20 protein-coding genes are annotated in these 19,316 nt (G+C 40.9%); 8 read left to right on the top strand and 12 right to left on the bottom strand.

Annotated features, from left to right (window positions below):
• Positions 1–7: 7 nt before the first annotated feature.
• The 4 genes from N0B29_RS12235 to N0B29_RS12220 form a co-directional block, all read right to left on the bottom strand.
• Positions 8–1,015 carry an OmpA family protein gene (locus N0B29_RS12235; RefSeq protein ID WP_263834006.1) on the bottom strand — a complete coding sequence of 336 codons (1,008 nt, stop codon included), beginning with the start codon at positions 1,013–1,015 and terminating at the stop codon, positions 8–10.
• Positions 1,016–1,095: 80 nt separating this feature from the next.
• Positions 1,096–2,601, bottom strand: a complete 1,506-nt coding sequence (locus tag N0B29_RS12230; protein WP_263834005.1) for a peptide-binding protein — start codon at positions 2,599–2,601, stop codon at positions 1,096–1,098.
• A 394-nt stretch (positions 2,602–2,995) separates the two neighbouring features.
• Entirely contained in the window at positions 2,996–3,529 is a 534-nt protein-coding gene (locus N0B29_RS12225; protein WP_438874168.1) for a YbhB/YbcL family Raf kinase inhibitor-like protein, read from the bottom strand.
• A 64-nt stretch (positions 3,530–3,593) separates the two neighbouring features.
• The gene (locus N0B29_RS12220) at positions 3,594–4,475 is read right to left on the bottom strand and encodes a helix-turn-helix domain-containing protein (protein WP_263834003.1); all 882 of its coding nucleotides are present in this window, start codon (positions 4,473–4,475) and stop codon (positions 3,594–3,596) included.
• 68 nt (positions 4,476–4,543) lie between these two features.
• On the opposite strand from N0B29_RS12220, the gene N0B29_RS12215 reads away from it, so the two are divergent.
• Genes N0B29_RS12215 through N0B29_RS12195 form a run of 5 tightly spaced genes read left to right on the top strand, consistent with a single transcriptional unit; the run spans position 4,544 to position 6,797 of the window.
• The gene (locus N0B29_RS12215; RefSeq protein WP_263834002.1) at positions 4,544–5,107 is read left to right on the top strand and encodes a DNA-3-methyladenine glycosylase I; all 564 of its coding nucleotides are present in this window, start codon (positions 4,544–4,546) and stop codon (positions 5,105–5,107) included.
• Entirely contained in the window at positions 5,082–5,465 is a 384-nt protein-coding gene (locus tag N0B29_RS12210; protein ID WP_263834001.1) for an MmcQ/YjbR family DNA-binding protein, read from the top strand. The genes N0B29_RS12215 and N0B29_RS12210 overlap by 26 nt, the downstream gene beginning before the upstream one ends.
• An 11-nt stretch (positions 5,466–5,476) precedes the next feature.
• Entirely contained in the window at positions 5,477–5,767 is a 291-nt protein-coding gene (locus N0B29_RS12205) for a YciI family protein (protein WP_263834000.1), read from the top strand.
• A 9-nt stretch (positions 5,768–5,776) separates the two neighbouring features.
• Complete coding sequence (locus N0B29_RS12200) at positions 5,777–6,208, top strand: GNAT family N-acetyltransferase (RefSeq protein WP_263833999.1); 432 nt, start codon at positions 5,777–5,779, stop codon at positions 6,206–6,208.
• Positions 6,198–6,797: a transglutaminase-like domain-containing protein gene (locus N0B29_RS12195; protein WP_263833998.1), complete on the top strand. Its 600-nt coding sequence runs from the start codon at positions 6,198–6,200 to the stop codon at positions 6,795–6,797. Before N0B29_RS12200 ends, N0B29_RS12195 begins: the two co-directional genes overlap by 11 nt.
• 28 nt (positions 6,798–6,825) lie before the next feature.
• Here the strand turns inward: N0B29_RS12195 and N0B29_RS12190 are convergent, their stop codons facing one another.
• The gene (locus N0B29_RS12190; protein WP_263833997.1) at positions 6,826–7,746 is read right to left on the bottom strand and encodes an AraC family transcriptional regulator; all 921 of its coding nucleotides are present in this window, start codon (positions 7,744–7,746) and stop codon (positions 6,826–6,828) included.
• A 134-nt stretch (positions 7,747–7,880) separates the two neighbouring features.
• Between N0B29_RS12190 and N0B29_RS12185 the strand changes: the two genes are divergently transcribed.
• A complete protein-coding gene (locus N0B29_RS12185; RefSeq protein ID WP_263833996.1) occupies positions 7,881–9,026 on the top strand; it encodes an iron-containing alcohol dehydrogenase in 1,146 nt (381 codons plus the stop codon).
• A gap of 22 nt (positions 9,027–9,048) precedes the next feature.
• Here the strand turns inward: N0B29_RS12185 and N0B29_RS12180 are convergent, their stop codons facing one another.
• On the bottom strand, positions 9,049–9,513 hold the full coding sequence (locus tag N0B29_RS12180) for a 2-thiouracil desulfurase family protein (protein ID WP_263833995.1): 465 nt from the start codon (positions 9,511–9,513) through the stop codon (positions 9,049–9,051).
• A gap of 88 nt (positions 9,514–9,601) precedes the next feature.
• On the opposite strand from N0B29_RS12180, the gene N0B29_RS12175 reads away from it, so the two are divergent.
• Positions 9,602–9,907: a DUF167 domain-containing protein gene (locus N0B29_RS12175; protein ID WP_263833994.1), complete on the top strand. Its 306-nt coding sequence runs from the start codon at positions 9,602–9,604 to the stop codon at positions 9,905–9,907.
• Between the two features lie 9 nt (positions 9,908–9,916).
• Here N0B29_RS12175 and purT read toward each other — a convergent pair whose 3' ends face one another.
• A complete protein-coding gene (gene purT / locus N0B29_RS12170) occupies positions 9,917–11,077 on the bottom strand; it encodes a formate-dependent phosphoribosylglycinamide formyltransferase (RefSeq protein ID WP_263833993.1) in 1,161 nt (386 codons plus the stop codon).
• A gap of 131 nt (positions 11,078–11,208) precedes the next feature.
• On the opposite strand from purT, the gene N0B29_RS12165 reads away from it, so the two are divergent.
• A complete protein-coding gene (locus N0B29_RS12165; protein ID WP_263833992.1) occupies positions 11,209–11,493 on the top strand; it encodes a hypothetical protein in 285 nt (94 codons plus the stop codon).
• A 31-nt stretch (positions 11,494–11,524) separates the two neighbouring features.
• On the opposite strand, the gene N0B29_RS12160 is transcribed toward N0B29_RS12165, so the two are convergent.
• The 5 genes from N0B29_RS12160 to N0B29_RS12140 form a co-directional block, all read right to left on the bottom strand.
• Positions 11,525–13,084: a tetratricopeptide repeat protein gene (locus tag N0B29_RS12160; protein ID WP_263833991.1), complete on the bottom strand. Its 1,560-nt coding sequence runs from the start codon at positions 13,082–13,084 to the stop codon at positions 11,525–11,527.
• A 147-nt stretch (positions 13,085–13,231) separates the two neighbouring features.
• Positions 13,232–13,624, bottom strand: a complete 393-nt coding sequence (gene rpsI / locus N0B29_RS12155; RefSeq protein ID WP_263833990.1) for a 30S ribosomal protein S9 — start codon at positions 13,622–13,624, stop codon at positions 13,232–13,234.
• Position 13,625: 1 nt separating this feature from the next.
• Positions 13,626–14,054: a 50S ribosomal protein L13 gene (gene rplM, locus N0B29_RS12150; protein WP_087439343.1), complete on the bottom strand. Its 429-nt coding sequence runs from the start codon at positions 14,052–14,054 to the stop codon at positions 13,626–13,628.
• 81 nt (positions 14,055–14,135) lie between these two features.
• On the bottom strand, positions 14,136–16,859 hold the full coding sequence (locus tag N0B29_RS12145; protein ID WP_263833989.1) for a RecB-like helicase: 2,724 nt from the start codon (positions 16,857–16,859) through the stop codon (positions 14,136–14,138).
• Entirely contained in the window at positions 16,856–19,204 is a 2,349-nt protein-coding gene (locus tag N0B29_RS12140) for a PD-(D/E)XK nuclease family protein (RefSeq protein ID WP_263833988.1), read from the bottom strand. The genes N0B29_RS12145 and N0B29_RS12140 overlap by 4 nt, the downstream gene beginning before the upstream one ends.
• Positions 19,205–19,316 lie beyond the last annotated feature (112 nt).

Below are 19,316 nucleotides of genomic sequence, written 5' to 3'. Positions count from 1 at the left end.
TCCTAAATTATTTTTTAAATACTGCGTCAACTCTTCTGTTTTCAGCACGGCCAGCTTCTGTGTCGTTTGTTGCAACTGGTTTGCTCTCACCATACGCTTCAGTTGTGATTTTTGCATTAGCAATACCAAGAGTTCCTAAAGCTTTTGCAACTGCTTTTGCACGTTGATCTGAAAGTTTTTGGTTGTAAGCATCGCTACCTTTAGAGTCTGTATGACCCTCAAGTACAACACTGTATCCTGGGTTTTGTTTCATAAAATCTGCAACTTTTTGAATTTCAGGCATAAACTCTGGTTTTACAGCTGATTTATCAAAGTCAAATTTTACATGTAAACGAATGATTTTTGGACAACCATCTGCATCAACAACAGTACCTTTTGGAGTATTTGGGCATTTATCTTTATCATCATATACGCCATCACCATCGCTATCTTTAGGAGCAACTGCTGCTGCAACTGGAGCCGCAACTGGAGCCGCTTTTGCTGCAACTGGAGCTGATTTTGCATCGAAAGGAATCGTAAAGCCAAGGCTGTAGAATAAGTTGTTGTCACTATGCGTAAATTTAACGGCATGGCGAACTTCTGCTTTAAGTGCAAAACTGTCTGTTACCCAGTATTTTACACCACCACCGTATTGTGCAAACATGCTGTCTTTGTTGTCTAATTGTGGGTTAGTTACATCTTCATAACCAAGTCCAACCAAAGCATACAATGCTGCTTCTGGAGTTAATTTGTACTCTTTAACGATGTTTGCATAATAACGGTTAAAGTTTGTATCGGCATTTATGCCTTTATAATCTATGTTGCTAGATCTATCGTAACCAAGTTCAATTTGGTTAATAATATTATTATCAAGATTGATACCAAATCTCAAACCATAAGTCAGTTGATTTTTAAGATCAAGATTACCTTCTGGTAAAACGCCACCAATAGTTGGTGTTACCTCATAGTTGTATGCAGTTGGTGCTGCAAATGCCAAAGATGCTAGTGCCGCTAATGAAAATAGAGTTTTTTTCATTTTTTTTCCTTTAGTATTAATATTTTTCAGATTTCTCGTGTGAAGATGTAAATTATAGCATAGTTTTGAGCAAAAAGGGATTAAAGTTCTGGTTTAATCCAATCAATGGTATTGTGCATAACCCCAATTATCGACGTTGAAACAGGAGTAATCTTTTTATTTACAACAGTAATACTACTAGGAATAACTAAGAAAAGATAAGGGTTGTCGGCTACAATTTTGGCAAAAATTTCTCGGTACAATGCATCAAATTTCTCTTGATCGACTACTTTTTCTGCCTCTTTGATAAGTTTATCGACCTCTGCATTTTCATAGCCAATGAAATTAAACCCACCTTTGCGCATAGATTCGCTATGCCAAATGCTATAAGCATCGGGCTTTAGTCCCAAAGACCACCCCATCAAAACCGCTTCAAAATTACGCGGTGTTATAACGGTATTTAGAAATGCTTGCCACTCCATAATGCGAAGTTTCATCACAACTCCTGCTTTTTTTAGCTGATGCTGAAGAATTTGCGCGGAATAACTTCCTGTTCCATTGGCACTGGTACTCAGTTCAAATACAAAAGGATGGGCATCATCATATCCTGCTTCTTTGAGCAACGCTTTAGCTTTTGCAATATCAGGTTTTGGGGCTTTTATCGTTTCATTAAAGGCTCCCGTTCCTGGCAAAAAAGGACCTGTACAGACTTTGCCATGCCCAAAATAGAGAATATCGACTAACTCTTGGCGATCAATCGCTAAAGAGAGCGCTTCACGAACGCGTGAGTCTTTGAATTTCTCAGATTTTAGATTAAATCCCATGTACGAAAAAACATGTGCAATGTCTTCGTAAACAGTGTAATGTTTTCTAAAATCCTCATCAATCTGGCGTTCCAATTGTAATGGCGTAAGCGTTCCAACATCTAATTTTTTAGATTTAAGCATTAAAAATTCAGCGGATTTGTCGGGCAAATAATGAAAAATGATCTTTTCCAAGTTAGGCTTATGAATAAAATAACTTGGATTGGCATCTAAGGATATATCTTTGGAAATATTAAATTGTTCAAGCGTATAAGAGCCCGTTCCAACGGGGTTTTGATTAAATTTGCTGGTCATCAAATCTGTTTCGTTTTTGAGAAGATGCTCTGGCAATATCTCCATCATCCACACTTCAAGTGCTTTAAAATATGGATATTTGTATTTCACTTCAACCGTAAATTCGTCTAACATCTTTACATGTAAAATATGCATAAAACCTGACGCATAGGGTGTAAAGATTTTAGGAGAGGTGATTGTCTCATACGTAAAAAGCACATCTTTGGCACTAAAAGGAACGCCATCACTCCACGTGACATCTTTTTTAAGCTCAAAAATAAGTGTTGTGTCATCCACGAAATGGTAACTTTGAGCAAGTTCTGAGATAATGTTCGCATCTTTATCATACGTCACCAACGCGTTAAACAACCATTTAGTCACATCAGCACTCGTTGTATCTGTCGAAAGTATAGGATTGAGACGGCTAGGATTTGCCGAGATAGCAAGATGAAGCGTGGCTGCTACCACATTACATGTAAAGAAAAAAAGGATCAGTAAAAGTGTTTTCATGGGAAGGATTATAACATAGTAGTGGACAATATTCTGACGGCAATGTGCTCAAGCTTTGGTGCCATAGCGACTAGTATCGTTAAAAAGGCTTCGGTTTTTTTGAGTGTGAAAGTATAAACTATTCTGCCTCATAAGAGGCAAGCTTTAGCGCCTCAGTGGCTAACGTAGCAAAAAGAGCTTTGCTTTTTTTGCGTGTTAAAAGTAAAAAAGCTTCCAGACCGGGCAATCTGGAAGCTGATTTTTAAAGTTGTTAAGTTATTCACAAAAAGGAGGTAATTGTCTTGGTAGTGAAAGTATAGAGTAGTTATTTAAACGCTCTATTAATCTTTCGTAAACAAAAAGTTAATAGGAGTTATTTTCTCTTTTTTATACTATTTGTTTTACTTTACACACCTTAGCGTTGATAGTACGAAACCAATGTTGCTTTTGCAATGGTATTGGCATTGATCATAAAGCCAACGAGGGCTGGCATGGAAGACGCATCTAAAGGGAGTTTGTCAACACTGAGTGCATGTACTGTAAAAACATAACGATGTGCTTTATCGCCTTTAGGCGGGCACGCCCCACCAAATCCAGCTTTACCAAAATCTGTCATACTTTGAATCGCTGAAATAGTGGTTGCTTTATTCACATTGCCAAAATCAGTAGGCAACGCATTGACAGATGAAGGGATATGAAAAACAACCCAGTGCCACCAGCCACTACCTGTTGGAGCATCGGGGTCATAGACTGTCACCGCAAAACTCTTAGTGCCAGAGGGCACGTTGCTCCAGTGAAGTTCAGGAGAGATGTTTGAGCCATCACATCCGTGAGATGAGGCTTCTTGCTTTTTTGTGAGCTGTCCAGCAAGGTCGTTACTGTAAAGCGTAAACTCTCCTGCAACAAGTGTACTTACCATAAACGCCAGTAGCGCTAGTAGGTGTCTGATTTTCATAACAATCCTTTTGAGTAAAATTTCAAGGATCATTTTACATGTAAAAAGAGGTGATAGGTTAGTCTGTAAGGTTTGACTTTTTATCTATAAGGTTTTTTGGTGTCAGCGCGTGACGTGCTTTAAAAAGACGAGAGAAATGAGACTGGCTTTTAAAACCTGCCCTAAACGCTGCCTCACCAATACCAAGGCCTCCTTTTTCGATCAGAAAATGAGCACGCTCGACGCGCTTGTCAAGTATCCATTTCATAGGTGTGGTTTTTAACTGTGAAACGAACTCTGTTTTAAACGCACTCAAACTTCTGCCGCTGTGTCTTGCAAACTCTGATATACTCCAGTTTTGCGTAAAATGCTCCTCCATAAAAACTTTAAGATCAACGCTTCGAGGAAGCAGTGTTTGAAAGTAAGAGACAAGTTTTGCACCCTCAGCAGAGCCCAAAAGCAAGAGCAATAGTTCTTGCAGTTTCAACACCAAAATCGTGTCCACAAAAGCGGGCTTTTGCTCAATAAAAGGGAGTAGCGAAAGCGCTGTACTCTTTATAAAGGGAGTTAATTCTATCTTGCAAAAAGGCTCAATTGCAGAATTGGGCATCTTTACATGTAACGGTATTTTCTCTAAGATGGGTGATAGCCAATTCCGCATCACTTTTTCATCAAAAAAGATCAACAAACACGCATAATTTCCACCTTCACAGACTTCACTCATTACGTATTCACCACGCGATAGAAAAAACGCCTCACCCGCTCTTACTTCAACATCACCATTTTGAGTGTGGAGCATTTTTTTACCCTCTAGGATAATGTTGAGAAGGTTTTGCTCCATATACGCTTCAGCTTTATAATGATCACTAACAGCAAAATAACGCGCTATGACCACACCATTGGCTTCAATCGTCTGGTCTTTATAATTTTTTTTAATGTATTCAAGTACGTGAATGGACATCTGCATTTCCTGTTTGTTAACTCTATTGAGCTATAATCTTAGCATGATACCTCTTTGAGGAAATAAAAATGACACAAAATCTTTCGCGCTGTGGATGGCTCAAACTAAGCGATCCTACCTATGTGGCGTACCATGATGAAGAGTGGGGAAAACCTCTGCATGATGATCGCGCTTTGTTTGAGCTTTTCTGCCTTGAAACACAATCTGCTGGACTAAGTTGGCTCACCATTTTAAAAAAACGTGAAGGCTACCGCAATGCTTTTGCCAGTTTTGTCCTCGAAAAAGTGGCGCATTTGGGCGAAATGGATGTGGAGCGCATTTTGAGTGAAGGCGAAGTCATCAAAAGTCGTCCAAAGATTGAAGCCATCATTAACAATGCCAAACTTTTTCAAACCATTGCTCAGGAGTTCGGCTCACTCGATGCCTACTTTTGGGGCTATGTGGATGGAAAAACCATTCTAAACAATGTGAGTGATTATAAAACAGCAGCAACAACCTCGCCCATTTCGAATGCAATGACCAAAGATCTCAAAAAACGAGGCTTCAAATTTATAGGCTCAACCACCCTTTATGCGTTTATGCAGGCGTGTGGTATGGTGAATGACCATGAAAACAGTTGTAGGTGCAAATAAAATGACGTTTGAAATCTTAAATAATTACTGCCTGAGCCATATTGGTGCTACAAAAGAGTACCCCTTTGATGAAACAACCGCCGTTTACAAAGTAGGACATAAAATCTTTGCACTGGTCGATGAAGAGAGTAACCCACCACGCATCAACCTCAAGTGCGATCCCTACTACGCGCGAGAACTAAGAGAGATGTACGAGAATGTCATAGCGGGTTATCACATGAACAAAAAGCACTGGAATACGGTTATCTGCGATGATGACATTGATGAGTCAATGCTTTTTGGCTGGATCGATGACTCGTATGACCTTGTTTTTAGCTCGCTCTCTAAAAAAATGCAAACGTTTGTCCGCAATTCATAACAGGAATCTTTATGTTTATCATCGCTTTAACCTATCACAAATCCCTTGAGGAAGTCGATGCACATCTGAGTGCGCATGTCGAATTTCTCAAAGACAACTACGAAAAAGGTCTTTTTTTAGCCTCAGGACGTAAAAATCCCCGCACGGGAGGTGTTATCTTGGCATTGGCCGCTAACAGGGCTGAGATTGAAGCGCTCATCGCGTGTGATCCTTTTTACATTCATGATGTAGCCACCTATGAGATCACGGAATTTACGCCGTCCATGACTTCACCCGAGCTTGCTTTTTTGGCCAATCGCTAAAGGAATCTCATGGCGCTTAAATGGATCTATAATAACGAAAATATCGATTGGGAAGCGTTGTCACACCTCTATAAAATTGCTCCACTGGGTGATAAAAAACCTGAAAACCTGAAAATCGTTTTTTCCAATAGCCGCTATGTCTGTTTTATTTATGACGATGCCCTATTGGTTGGGGTTGGCCGCGCACTTGCGGATGGTGTAGACTGCTCGTATATTTGTGATGTCGCTATTCATCCTGATTTTCAAGGGCTTGGCATTGGTAAAGCCATCGTGAAACAACTGGTTGAGTTTTCAAAAGATCATACTAAAATCATTCTCTACGCAAATCCTGGTAAAGAGCCTTTTTACACCAAACTTGGTTTTTACAAGATGAATACGGCAATGGCTATTTTCAAAGATCAGCAAGGAGCACTTGAGCGAGGAGTCATCTGTGAACCCTAATCTACAAGGTTATCTTCAAAGTTCATTCGTCATTGATTTTGAGCACCCCTCTATTTTGGCAAAAGCAAAAGAGTTAAAAGGGGACGCAAAGAGCGATGTTGAGATTGCCAAAAGTTGTTTTACCTTTGTGCGAGACCACATCCGTCATACGGGAGATCATAAAGATGCCATCATTACCTGTAAAGCCAGTGATGTCTTAGCGTATCAGACGGGGTGGTGCTATGCCAAAAGTCATCTTTTAGCAGCTCTGTGTCGTGCTAATAGTATCCCAGCAGGATTGTGCTACCAAAGACTCAGCCTTTTAGATAATGGAGGAGAGCCTTACACATTGCATGGACTCAATGCTATTTATCTCAAAGATTTTGGCTGGTACCGCGTTGATTCACGAGGTAATAAAGAAGGTATCCATGCAGAATTTTCTCCACCGCTTGAGCAACTCGCCTTTAGAGTCAAAGCATCTCATGAAATCGACTTCCAAGAGATACTGAGCGAGCCTTTAAGCATCGTCATCACGGCCTTGCAAACGTATACAAGCTTTGAAGAATCCCTCAAACACCTACCCGATTGCACGGAAATAACACGGCTTTAGCTTTACATGTAAAGATTTAAAGTCTCTTTTACGCAGACTCAAATGCTTCACGGATGCGCTTGATATCCCGTATCGGAGGCAGCCCAAAAAGACGTGCGTATTCGCGGCTAAACTGTGAAGGGCTTTCATAGCCTACTTGGAACGCCACATGACTCGCTTCCATCTCTTCGACCATTAGTAGTCTTCGAGCCTCTTGTAAACGCAGGGATTTTTGAAACTGCAAAGGGCTCATCGTCGTTACCCGTTTAAAATGATAATGCAGTGATGAAGAACTCATCCCAATCTTTTGCGCCAATGTCTCAATACGCAAAGGTTCTGCAAAATCCTCTTTGATCATCGTAATGGCTCGTGAGACACGCTGTGCGAGACTACCATTTTTTGCAAATTGTCGTATAATCGCTCCACCTTTATCTTGTACGATGCGGTAAAGAATTTCACGCGTGATCATCGGAGCGAGGATGTTGATGTCTTTAGGATTTTCAAGTAAACGCACAAGCCGCAGTATGGGGTCAAGCAACAAAGAAGAGTTTTCGCCAAAGTAAAGCCCGCATTGTGGCTGGCTCACTCCTTTATCTTCCTCTTGGTCAAACTCTTTAAAAATCTCTAATATCTGATCCATTGAAAAAGTGAGTTGCAACGACAAATAAGGTTTTTCAGGCGATGCCTCTTGAATTTGTACCCGCGCAGGAAGATGTACTGAGGAAATAAGGTAAGCGTTTTTGTCATACGAAAAAAGTTCTTCTCCCAAGCCCACCGCTTTGGAGCCTTGAGCAATAAGGCACAAAGAAGGCTCATAGAGTGTATGTAAAAACTCCGAGGGTGTTGTGGTACAAAAAAAGCGTAGAAAAGGAATAGAAGTAGCGCTTCCACCCATTTTTGGTGCGTGTTTTTCAATAATCTGTACAAGTTCATCTTGTTGCATACTAAGGCGTTCATTGGACATACTCATTTATCTCTCTTATTCGGTCATTTTGGCGTATTATAAACAAATTTGGAGGAATAGGCAAGAACTATGCGAAAATGTTCTACCACTTGTTGACTCTTTCAGCCTATAATATCGCATAGAAAATAAAAGGAGAACGTATGGTTGATTTTACCTATCACAACCCCACAAAAATCGAGTTTGGAAAAGGAAAAGAGAATCTTATTGGCGCTGAGATTGCAAGAGAAAATATCACAAAAGTGTTGCTCTGCTACGGTAGTGAACGCATCAAAAGCGATGGTCTTTATGAGAAAGTTACCGCTTCACTTAAAGCAAAAGGTATCGCTTGGGTTGAGCTTTCAGGCATCGTGAGCAATCCAAAACTCACCAAAGTCAACGAAGGTATTGCTTTGGCTAAAAAAGAGAAGGTGCAAGCCATCCTTGCCGTGGGTGGAGGATCTGTGCTTGATAGCGCTAAAACCATCGCCGTTGGAGCTTTACATGGTAATGATGTTTGGGACTTTTTTGTTGGCAAAGCAACGATTGAGAAAGCGTTACCCATCTATGCCATCATGACGTTAGCCGCCACGGGTAGTGAGATGAACGGTTATGCGGTTGTAACCAATGATGCGACGGCGCAAAAGTATCATATCTACTCTGAACACATCTATCCACGTCTTTCTATTCTCAACCCAGAGCTCACCAAAAGCGTACCAAACGACTACTTGGCGTACTCTGCCGTTGACATCATCGCTCACGTTATTGAGGGCTATTTTACAGCAGTAGAGCAACCGCATTTTCAATCACGCATGGTTGAGGGTATCATTCAAACCGTTATGGAGACGACTGAGATTTTGCTCAAAAATCCTGAAGATTATGATGCAAGGGCTGAGTTTACATGGGCGGCGACACAAGCACTTAATGGCTCGACGACGGCTGGAACCAACCTTACGGGTTTTCCAAATCACATGATTGAGCACTCGATTTCAGCACTTTTCAACATAGCGCACGGTGCGGGTCTGGCTATCGTCATTCCTGCATGGATGAAGTGGTTTCACACGCAAAATCCTGCTCAATTTAAACGTTTTGCAGAAAAAATCTTTGGAAAGAAGAGCGCGGAAGAAGGAATTGTTGAACTCAAAAAATGGTTTGCCAAAATTGGCGCACCTGTCAGTTTAGCCGATGCTGCTATCAGTGCTGATTCAATTACGGCTATCGCTTCCAATGCCGCACAATCTGCCATCAGAGAAGGCGTAAGTAAACTTTATACTCAAAAAGTCATCAAAGAAATTTTACACAACGCATAACTTCTAAAAGCAAAAAGGGCATTTACCCTTTTTGCCTCCAAAAGGCTTCGGCTAACGCCAACTCCTCTTCGCTAAAAACAGGAATGCCGCTCTCTTGTAAAAGCTTACATGTAATCCCAGAATCATTGACTCGTGTGCTCGTAAACGTGCCATCGTAGATGATGTCTTTGCCACACGATGGGCTTCTGGCTTTCAAGATCGCCATGCAAACGCCCTCTTCTTGTGCCATACGCAAACTCTCTGTCGCACCTTTGGCAAAAGCGATACTGACATCTTCACCACTTTTGCAAACGACTCTATTGGTTCCTTCAATCACTTCGCACGCAGGTCTAGGAACACCAAGACCTCCAAGCACTTCAGGGCATAGAGGCACTAAAAGCCCCTCCTGCTTCCACTGCTCAAGAATCTTTACATGTAAAGCGTTATTGCCGCCATCGTATTTGACATTTTCGCCAATTAAACATGCGCTGATAAGAATTTTACGCATCATCATTCCTCTTTAATTTTTAACTTTGGATGCTTTTTGTATGATGATCTCTCTCAAAAAATACTGCCAGTACTACCAAAGGAAATTCATGAAAGCCCAAAAACTTGCTCACATATTTTACGCATGGGAAGGCGATATTCTCGTTTTAAATATCCTTGGAACACCCAGTGCAAAACGTGACGCCATAGGCAAAGTCAAAGGGAACCAACTCAAAATTAGTGTCACCGCCGCACCTGTAGCGGGCAAAGCGACAGATCACATGGTGCGTTTTCTTGCTAAAGAGTTCGGCATCACCGCTTCTGATATTGAAGTGGTCTATGGGCGCATGAATGTTAACAAACAGCTACGCTTCAAAGCGCCCAAAAATCTTCCTTCGTGTATCACAAAGGAATAAACTTAATCGTTATCCGATAATCGCTGAGACAATCTCTTTCGCTTTTTTCTTTGCCGCTTCCACTTCATCTAAAACAAGAGCAACCGCCATACGACGTCCCACATGACTCACAGGTTTTCCAAAAACACGCACAAAAGAGTTTTTGGAAAAGGCACTCTCTGGAATGGTTAGTGTTGGAACATGCTCTTCGCTCAAGCTCTTAAACGCTCCACTCGCACCCGCTCCGTAAAAGGTAAAGTCCAGTGGCAAGCCAAGAACGGCTCTTACATGTAACGCAAATTCGCTCTGGCTCTGTGTGATCATCGTGACCATGCCTGTGTCGTGTGGACGAGGACTCAGTTCGCTAAAGTACACTTCATCATTTTTCACAAAAAATTCAACGCCAAAAAGTCCACGGCCACCCAAACCATCCGTCACCGTTTTTGCCATGACTTGCGCTTTGGCTAACACTTCAGGTTTCATCGGTACTGGCTGCCAACTCAAAACATAGTCACCGTTTTCTTGGATATGCCCGATAGGCTCACAAAAGACCGTCTCCTTGCCATTGCGAACGGTGAGAAGCGTGATCTCATAGTCAAATGGCACAAACTCTTCCACGATGAGCTCGCTCGCGTCACCTCTGGCTTCTTTGGCGATCTCCCATGACTTTTGGATGTCCGCCTCACTTCGGATGACACTTTGTCCATGCCCAGATGAGCTCATAACAGGTTTGACAACACAAGGAATGCCCAGCTTTTTAGTTGCTTCTCTTAGCTCTTCAAGTGTTTTAACAAAAACGTATCCACTGGTTTTAAGCCCTAGTTTCTCTGCTGCAAACTCGCGAATGTTTTTACGGTTCATCGTCTTTTTAACTGCATCCGCATTAGGAATCACACAAAAACCCTCTTTCTCCGCTTCAATGAGCGCATCAATGCTGAGTGCTTCAACCTCAGGCAAGATGAACGTTGGCTTTTCACGGCGAATCACCTCTAAAAGTTCCTCTTTGTTTTTCATATTGATCACATAGCTTTTATTGGCAACGAGGTGCGCGGGTGCTTGTGGATAAGAGTCCACCGCTACAGTTTCGATGCCTAAACGTGTTGCTTCGATGACGACTTCTTTGCCGAGTTCGCCACTGCCAATGAGCATGATTTTGGTGCTGTTGCTTTTAAGGGGAGTTGTAAAGTGCATGGGATTCCTCTTTGTGTTAGTTTAAGAGATTTTACACAAAAGTGGTTTAAGAAATGAAAGAAATTTAAAATTTTATAGCTCTTGGTTCGATATACTTTCACATCAACCCTATTTACATGTAAAGGTTTTTTGTGGAAATTTTCTTCACCATTTTTGCCATACTCATTCTCCTTGGCTTTTTATTTCTGGTGCTAAAACCTAAAAAGCAGCCAAAATCAAAAGAACAAAAACAAGAAGAGATACGCCAAAACTTCCTTGAGAGACTTAATACCGAACTTTCAGACATCGAAAACCATGATGAGCGCCAAACGAAAAAAATTGCGTTACTTAAAGTGTTTGCCAAAGAGTTAGAGTTCAATCTCTTTTTTGATAAAGACGAAGTGAAAGTATTGATTCAAGAATTGGCGAGTTATTAGGGAAGAGTAACATCTATTCTTCCCTTTTATATTATTTAGGATTATCGATGATTTTAACTTTTTTATCAAACACAGCTTCACATGCTTTATGGACTTGCCCGTCCTTGATATAGGCAACATTGAAAAATTCATGTTGCTTAGACAAAGGAATATTTTTAGGAAATTTTGTCTCATAATATGTAATTCCATTATATATAAACCACCCCGTATCATTGCCTAAATAATAAGGAGGCATTATAAAGCTACACTCTCCTGATTTATCTGATTCAACATATATGTTTTCCATTTCATACAATAAAATAGCCTCTTTAGTTGTACAACTCTCTCTATAGTGATGCTTTGCATCCAATATACTAAAAATTCTATACTTCATATTTTTTAACCAATGCGTGGCTGATTTTTCATGCACGATCTCTTCTGTTCCATTGTTGAAAATATCTATTCTTGCAACTTTTATAGAATCTTCAAGTGCAATTGTTTCATAGGTAATTTCCTTTACATTATTTACTTGTTTTTTCGAAGGAATCCTCAATACTCCTTGAGAAAACTTTTCTTCCTTAAATTCAATAAAAGGTGGGTGCTTGTCTGTTTCAAGCAATGGACATAAAACAGGATCTGATTGAGAAGAAAATTTATACGAAATTTCATTTTTAAAAATACATTTCTTTGCTCCTTGATATCTCTTTCCTATAGGAAATACACTATCCACAAATTCCCCATCAGCGGAAAAGAGCAGATACTGCTGGTCATAAAAAGGGACAGGATTGATATTATTTGAATGAGAATTTTGAAAATCTAAGATTTCGGTACCTATAGATATTTCTTTATCGATTGCTTTATCGAAAAAATATGCATCTTCAAATCCGAAGCTTCCTATAAGTGCAATTTCAACTTGAAAAAAGCCATTGCCATCTTCTTTTTCTACCGATCTCCCACTTCCATATACCTCTTTAAGCCGTCCTTTGTTGGCATAATCTACTATATACTCACAAATATCGTGAGGAGGAGTATCAACAAGATTAAAATGTAAAAAATCATCTATCCAAGGAGTCGTTTTTTGACTCAGTTTTTTATACTCAAGATAGGCTTTTTTAACCTCCTTTGTAAGTTCTACCTTTTCTTGATAGGTATTGAGAGTTGAGAGTTTTTTACGCAATGTATCGGCGAGATTGAGATAGACAATAGCACGCAATGGATCTTCCGCAATTGCTCTTTGGTAAAGGGCTATCGCTTCGTCATACTGTCCTGTCTGTATAAGATAACTTCGATATTCAGAATGAGAAATTTCACTTAATCTATTTTCTGAGCGCTCAATTTTTTTTACCAGAAAAAAAGCATAATCATTCAAAATGTGTGCAAATCGTTTCGACGAAAGATTTTCAGGTCTTTGAATATGCAGTAAATCAAACGGTTCTAACACTTTAATAGTATTGCGTAAACGATTGTAAGCATAAGTTTCCTCTGTGCGAGCATACTCTTGCAACGCTTTCTCATGTGCAGCAATAAGCTTTTCAGCAGAAACACTATTTGGGGTATCACTTGCAAAAAGTGAACATAATACGAAGATAAAAATACTGTATCGAAGTAACATCATTACCCTTATTGGTGAACATATATTGATGTTTTAAATAATACTCTTTTTGAAATTAAAGTTTTTGAAAGATTGAAGGAGAGAAATGCAAGGGAAAATCCCTTGCATAAAGTACAAAAGTCTCGAAAGACTTTTGTAAAGAAACGATTAACGTTTTGAGAACTGAGGACTTCTTCTTGCTTTTTTGCGACCGTATTTTTTACGCTCAACAATTCTTGAGTCACGAGTCAATAAACCATAAGGTTTAAGGATCGCTCTAAAGTCAGCGTCCATTGCTGCAAGCGCTTTAGAAATACCGTGACGAACAGCATCAGCTTGAGCTGAATAACCGCCACCTTGAGTAGAAGCTACGATGTCAAAGCTTGTCTCTTGTTTTGTAAGAGCAAGTGGTTGACGAACACGTTTTTTAATGGTCTCATGACCACCAAGCCACGCTTCAAAGTCAATACCATTAACAGTGATTGAACCTTTACCAGGTGCGCTTACCCATACTTTAGCGATAGCTGTTTTTCTTTTACCAGTTGCGTATACTTTTGCCATATTACTTTACCTCTGCTTTAACTTGCGCTGTATGTGGATGCTCACTACCGGCATATACTTTTAGCTTTTTGATCATCTCTTTAGCAAGATTTGTTTTAGGTAACATGCCTCTTACCGCAAGTCTGTACAATTTCGCTGGGTTGTTGTTCAAAAGATCACCCAATTTTTCAGTTTTAACGCCACCGAAATATCCTGTGTGTCTGTGATACAATTTTGTGTCTAATTTTGTTCCACTAAACTCTACTTTTTCCGCATTGATGATGATAACGAAATCGCCACAATCAACATTTGGAGTAAAATAAGGTTTATGTTTGCCTCTGAGCAGTGTTGCTACTTCTGTAAGGACTTTACCAAATCTCTTACCAGCAGCATCCACTACGATCCAGTCGCGTTTAACTTCGCTTGGCTTAATCGCTTGTGTAGCTTTCATCTGTCATAACCTTTGACGTATTTATTTAACGAAGTGCAAGTTTAATCAAAATATACTTAAATACTACTTAAATTAAGTGTACTATAAGCTTTTGACAAGTTCAACGCCATCGTTTTGTAAATAGCAAATATACGCTTCCACAGGTAAATTATAAATCGTAGAAAGTGCGTCTTGATAGAGCTTCACTTGTGCTTGGTGTTTTGCACTCTGCTTTTTCGAACTTTTGTAATCAATGACAATAATGCGATCGGGAAATTCCAACAAAAGATCGATCTGCTTACGCTCTTTTTGGTAAATAAGCGGTTGCTCTTTATAGATTTTTGCCCCCTCGATCAAATCCAAAAAGGCTTTACATGTAATCAATTTTTCGCCACGCTGATAGATCGCTTGCAAGGTTGGCTCATCCAAAAGCGGTGCAAAACGGTTTTGCAGTGCGATGTATGCTCTCTTTAGCGAAGATTCATCAAAACTGTCTAGCATCTCCAACAAATAGTGCTGTGCAATACCAAACGTAATGGAAGCAATCTCAGCGCTCTCGCCCTCAACTTCCGGCGCACTTGCCACCTCTTGCGCGCCATAACGCTGAGGCTGATAGACATTCATCGTGCTTGGAATAAGCGGTGTCTCTTTGGTAGAAACGCCGATCACGCCTCGTTCTGTTGTACTCAGTTCCAGCATCTCAAACGCACTGTTTTGCGCTTTGGCACAGACGAAGAGTGAACGCTTCGCTCTCGTGAAGGCAACATACAGCGCATTGAGCCTGTCTTCGTACATCAAAACGCTCTCTTGCTCTTTAGCTTTGGCATAGACCGCATCAACGGCTTCTCTGCCACCCATGGTCAGATAAAGCCCTTTAATGTCCACCTCATCGTAGCTAAATAAAATCGTATCGCTTCGATTGTTGTCGCGACTCAAACGATCACACACGATGACATGCTCAAACTCCAAACCCTTGGACTTGTGAACGGTGAGGACACGCAAACCATCCACATCTTCACTTTTGGCTTCATCGCTCAATTCATCCAGCGCAAATAAAAAGCTCTCGATCTCTTCATAACGACTGGCAACTTCTAAGAAACTGAGCAGATCAGCACTCCCATCAAACAGTCCATAGGTTTTAATGATTTTTTCGACCAAAACGAGTGGCGTCGCGTCTAAATCCCATCCGCTACGAGAGAGCGGTGTATCCCACGTCTTGCCGCAAAGAGCTAGAAACGCTGCTTTGTAAAGTTCATCGCCAAAATAGAGGTATTTAAGCAACGCAATGATGGCTTTTATGGAGCGCACTTCAATGAGTTTCAAGGTCGCCTCAAGTCTTACATGAAAAGCGGGAAACTGCTCTTGCACCAACGCTTTAAAGACTTTGGCATCTTTGTTCGTATGCACCAAAAGTGCGATGTCTTTGGGCTTAACACCCTCTTTTAGAAGCAAAGCAATCGCCTCTAAAACAGAAGGCTCAATCATTTCTTCAATGCGCACATTGATGTAGCCCTCACCCGTGGCTTTGGCAACCTTTTGCGCTTCATAGCCTTTGATTTTACATGTAAAGATTTCATTGACAAAATTAACAACTTGCTCGGTACTGCGGTAATTCGTATCGAGCGCATTCACGTCTAAGTGCAAACTCTTTTTAGCGTACCCAAACAGCTCTTTAGCCCCACCGCGAAATCGGTAGATCGACTGCTTCACATCACCTACAAAAAAGAGTGTTTTAAAATCTTTTACGCCCTGCCCTGCGCGTATCTCTTCAATGAGTGGCAGAAGAATCTGATACTGCACAATGCTTGTGTCTTGAAACTCATCGATCAGTAGGTGCTCTATCACCCCATCAAGGCGAAAATAGAGAAAATCTTTGCTAATTTCCTGACGCAAAAGGGTGTAAAGCAGATTGGTCACGTCATCAAAACGAAGCTCACCATACTCGCTCATTAAGCTTCGCAGACTCTCATCGTAAATGGCAAAGAGTTTGCCCAGCTGTCCTAAAAAGTATGCCTCCTTGGCATTGACATAAACATTTAAAGCCTGCTTGAGTTCTCGCAAAAGTGCATCGGTTGTCTCATTGGCATACTTTTTATAGTCCCAATACCCAAAGTCTTCACGCTCCAAATACTTCTTGGAAAGCAAATCGCTTAGTGTGTCCGCTTTGAGTGTCGCAAGCCCACGCGCGGAGAGTCCACTTTGCTCAAAATAGTCCCTGATGTGCTCTAAAATATCCAAACACGGTTTTAAGGATGGGTAATGTCCCTCATCTAAGGTGCTAATGTCAAGCTCTGATTTCTTCTGATACAGCATATCTAGCAGGCTAAAAAGATCATTTAGCTTCTTATCTTCGTTAATGCTAAAAGCGATTAGGGCATTGTAGAGATTTTTGCTTTTGCACCCTTTGATGAAACGCTCCACCAGCTCCTCATCAAGCCCATTTTGCCCCACTTTGAAGTCGGGTTGTAACCCTACATGTAACGCAAAATGGCGCAAAATCAAAGAGAAAAAAGAGTCCAGTGTCGAGATCTTGATGTCGGCTTGCAGCAAAGTTTGCATGACACGCTCTTTCTCAAAGAGTAACGTCTCTTTTGACTTGCCCGTTTGCACGCAAATCGCCTCTAATTCATCTTTCTCTTCTAAGTGTTTAAGCGTCTCAAAAATGCGCGTTTTCATCTCTGCTGCAGATTTATTGGTAAAGGTGAGTGCGACGATCTTTTGTGGATTCGCACCCATAAACAAAAGGGAGAGGTAACGAACACTGAGAGCAAAGGTTTTTCCACTTCCCGCACTGGCTTCGAGTGCTAAATAAGCACTTAGATTCATATCTGCTCCTCACGTCCGCACAACTGCACGTAAGGACAAAGCCTGCAATGTTTGATCTCCTCGCACAACTCGTAGCCATTGATCGGTTTGGATAGCTCTTGTAGTTTTACATGTAAAAGCGCTTTCTTCTCTTCCAAAAAGTTTTCAGGTACTAAAATACCCTCTTTGAGATCGTAATAATAAACGCCTCCAACCCTACCTAATGAACTTGCAATGTACGCGTAAAAGACCAGCTGAAAATCGGTAGTACTTTCTAGTGTTCGCTCGCTCGTCGTTGGCACTTTCCCACTTTTATAGTCGATGACAAACAGCTCATCTCCTTTTTGATCAATACGATCGATCTGCCCTTCCAATATAAAACCCTCATACGGTACGGCATGCACAAACTCTTTTTTGAAAACCCGAAAGCCCTCATCAAAGCGACGGATCTCATTGTGCATAAACGGGCGAAGTTTTTGAAGCCAGACATCGACAAAGTAACCCCAGACTTCATGGTGATTGTTCTCTTTTAAAAGCATTTCAAGTTTGGCATAAAGGCTCTTTTCATCCAACAGTACTTCATCGCAAATCGCATCTTCAAGCACTTTATGAAGCGTCAAGCCAATGACTTGCTCATCAATTTGAGCACTTGGCATCTTCGCCTCTTTAAGCCTTTGGATGTAACGAAAGTAAAATTGCCGTTTACATGTAAGCAGTATCTTGAGCTTTGTTGCCGAAAGGGGAAACGCTTTAAGATCGTAAGGTGCATCGATGAAAGGCTGATCGTAAAGCGTTTTGGAAGCATTGACATCGAACAGAAGCGGTTGCAATGCTTTTTCATCTGCCATAACGGTTGTATTAAAGCCAAGCTCATCTAAAAAGCGTGAAGGCATACTTGTCTCATTTTTCACATAGGCAATGGCAATTTTCTGCGCACGCGAGAAAAGCTGATGGTAGTAATAGCGTTGTAAATTTTCGCGATCTCTCTTGGTGGGAAGCCCAGCATGTGCGCGAACTGCCGAAGAGAGAAAAAGGTCTTTTTGGCTCCGCTTGGGCACAAACTCATCGTTAAAATCAAGAACAATAACGCCTTTGTAGGACACACCTCTGGTTTCAAGCACACCGAGCACGGTGACCTTTCCACCTCGAACATCATCTTGACTCAGCACTGCAAGACGGTTTAAAAAGAGTTTGGTGACTTGTTCAAAACGAAGAGAGGGTGCATGTTTTAAAAAGTGGGTAAAAGCAAAAAAGGCTTCTTGAAAGAGAGGATTTTGCTGCTCTTTGGCATCACAGGAAAGCAATGTTTCAAAGAAACTCATCGCCGTTTCGTGGGAGACTTTTTGATGCCAAATCTCTTTACATGTAACCATGATTTCGGGTTCTATTTTTAAGCGCGTAACGCGGAGATGATCTTCGATTTCGTCATTGCGCATTGCCTTTTCAAGGGCACTCAGTTTTTGATAAAATTGGCTCTGTTTCAAGCTTATGCCCATCGCAAAGTTGAGATTATGCCATGTGTCAAACGGGCGCAACACTTCAGCAAAACGCTCATCCGGCAAAACCACCACAATCTCTTCTGGGCTCAAACCCTCTTCCACAAACTGAGCTGTGGCACTTTGCACATACCCCATTTGCGCGAGGCGCGATGAAAAACCATACGCTTGAATATCTTGATTGGAAGCATTTTGAGGGTTTACATGTAAAATCTCTTTCGTGGCGAGATTGATCTCATAGGTGTTGTTTTGCTCCAATGCGATACCAAGATCCGCAAACAGTAATACCATTTTTTGATTGTAAGCATTAATAGTAACATTTACATATAAAGGAATCAGCTCTGCAATTTGGATTAAAAGCTCCACCTCAAAACGGCTCAAAAAGCCCTCTAAATGAATACGAACAGCCCCCAAGGAGCGAATGTATGAAACATTGAGTTCATAGCATTCAGGAAGCGTGATGCGGTCATACAAGCTATGCTTTGATAAAAGTGCTTTGTAGTGTTTTAAAAGCGTTTGCAACACTTCCAAGTGTTCGGCATAGTGCTCATACGTATCGGCACTCAACAACGCATCAAGTGCCACTTTTTCGTGGCTAAGTTCTTCAAAAAAACGAAACAGATAGCTTGAGTTTTTCAAAAACGTGAAAAATTCACGTTCAATATAAAGAAGTTCAAATTTGGTAAAGCGCGAAGCCTCCTGCATGAGAAGTACACGCATATCTTCATCGACTAAGGAATGATGTGGCACAAGAACGGCTTTTTGCTCTAATTCTGCAATGGTGATGGCTTTGGGAAGAAGGGTATTGGCATCTAAAAACGTGTCATAGAAAGAGCGTACCGCGCGACTTGTTGCAAAAACTTCTAGCATCTTTCCTCACTCATATTTGATGGTAAGCATTATAACAAAGGAAAGATTTGAGAAGAATTTTTATGTCAAAATGAAAGAAAATGAGTGGCACGCTATTGACTAACAACGTGCC

Origin of the sequence: Sulfurospirillum oryzae, from assembly GCF_025770725.1 — a bacterium.
Taxonomy (GTDB): Bacteria; Campylobacterota; Campylobacteria; order Campylobacterales; family Sulfurospirillaceae; genus Sulfurospirillum; species Sulfurospirillum oryzae.
This window is presented reverse-complemented; position numbering and strand designations above follow the sequence as displayed.

Excerpts from the sequence above, each read along its gene's own strand:
- N0B29_RS12210 (WP_263834001.1), top strand. The coding sequence starts at position 5,082 with ATGAAAACAGTTGTAGGTGCAAATAAAATGACGTTTGAAATCTTAAAT.
- N0B29_RS12205 (WP_263834000.1), top strand. The coding sequence starts at position 5,477 with ATGTTTATCATCGCTTTAACCTATCACAAATCCCTTGAGGAAGTCGAT.
- N0B29_RS12180 (WP_263833995.1), bottom strand. The coding sequence starts at position 9,513 with ATGCGTAAAATTCTTATCAGCGCATGTTTAATTGGCGAAAATGTCAAA.
- N0B29_RS12215 (WP_263834002.1), top strand. The coding sequence starts at position 4,544 with ATGACACAAAATCTTTCGCGCTGTGGATGGCTCAAACTAAGCGATCCT.
- N0B29_RS12200 (WP_263833999.1), top strand. The coding sequence starts at position 5,777 with ATGGCGCTTAAATGGATCTATAATAACGAAAATATCGATTGGGAAGCG.
- rpsI (WP_263833990.1), bottom strand. The coding sequence starts at position 13,624 with ATGGCAAAAGTATACGCAACTGGTAAAAGAAAAACAGCTATCGCTAAA.
- N0B29_RS12235 (WP_263834006.1), bottom strand. The coding sequence starts at position 1,015 with ATGAAAAAAACTCTATTTTCATTAGCGGCACTAGCATCTTTGGCATTT.
- purT (WP_263833993.1), bottom strand. The coding sequence starts at position 11,077 with ATGCACTTTACAACTCCCCTTAAAAGCAACAGCACCAAAATCATGCTC.
- rplM (WP_087439343.1), bottom strand. The coding sequence starts at position 14,054 with ATGAAAGCTACACAAGCGATTAAGCCAAGCGAAGTTAAACGCGACTGG.
- N0B29_RS12145 (WP_263833989.1), bottom strand. The coding sequence starts at position 16,859 with ATGAATCTAAGTGCTTATTTAGCACTCGAAGCCAGTGCGGGAAGTGGA.
- N0B29_RS12160 (WP_263833991.1), bottom strand. The coding sequence starts at position 13,084 with ATGTTACTTCGATACAGTATTTTTATCTTCGTATTATGTTCACTTTTT.
- N0B29_RS12185 (WP_263833996.1), top strand. The coding sequence starts at position 7,881 with ATGGTTGATTTTACCTATCACAACCCCACAAAAATCGAGTTTGGAAAA.
- N0B29_RS12175 (WP_263833994.1), top strand. The coding sequence starts at position 9,602 with ATGAAAGCCCAAAAACTTGCTCACATATTTTACGCATGGGAAGGCGAT.
- N0B29_RS12140 (WP_263833988.1), bottom strand. The coding sequence starts at position 19,204 with ATGCTAGAAGTTTTTGCAACAAGTCGCGCGGTACGCTCTTTCTATGAC.
- N0B29_RS12190 (WP_263833997.1), bottom strand. The coding sequence starts at position 7,746 with ATGAGTATGTCCAATGAACGCCTTAGTATGCAACAAGATGAACTTGTA.
- N0B29_RS12220 (WP_263834003.1), bottom strand. The coding sequence starts at position 4,475 with ATGTCCATTCACGTACTTGAATACATTAAAAAAAATTATAAAGACCAG.
- N0B29_RS12230 (WP_263834005.1), bottom strand. The coding sequence starts at position 2,601 with ATGAAAACACTTTTACTGATCCTTTTTTTCTTTACATGTAATGTGGTA.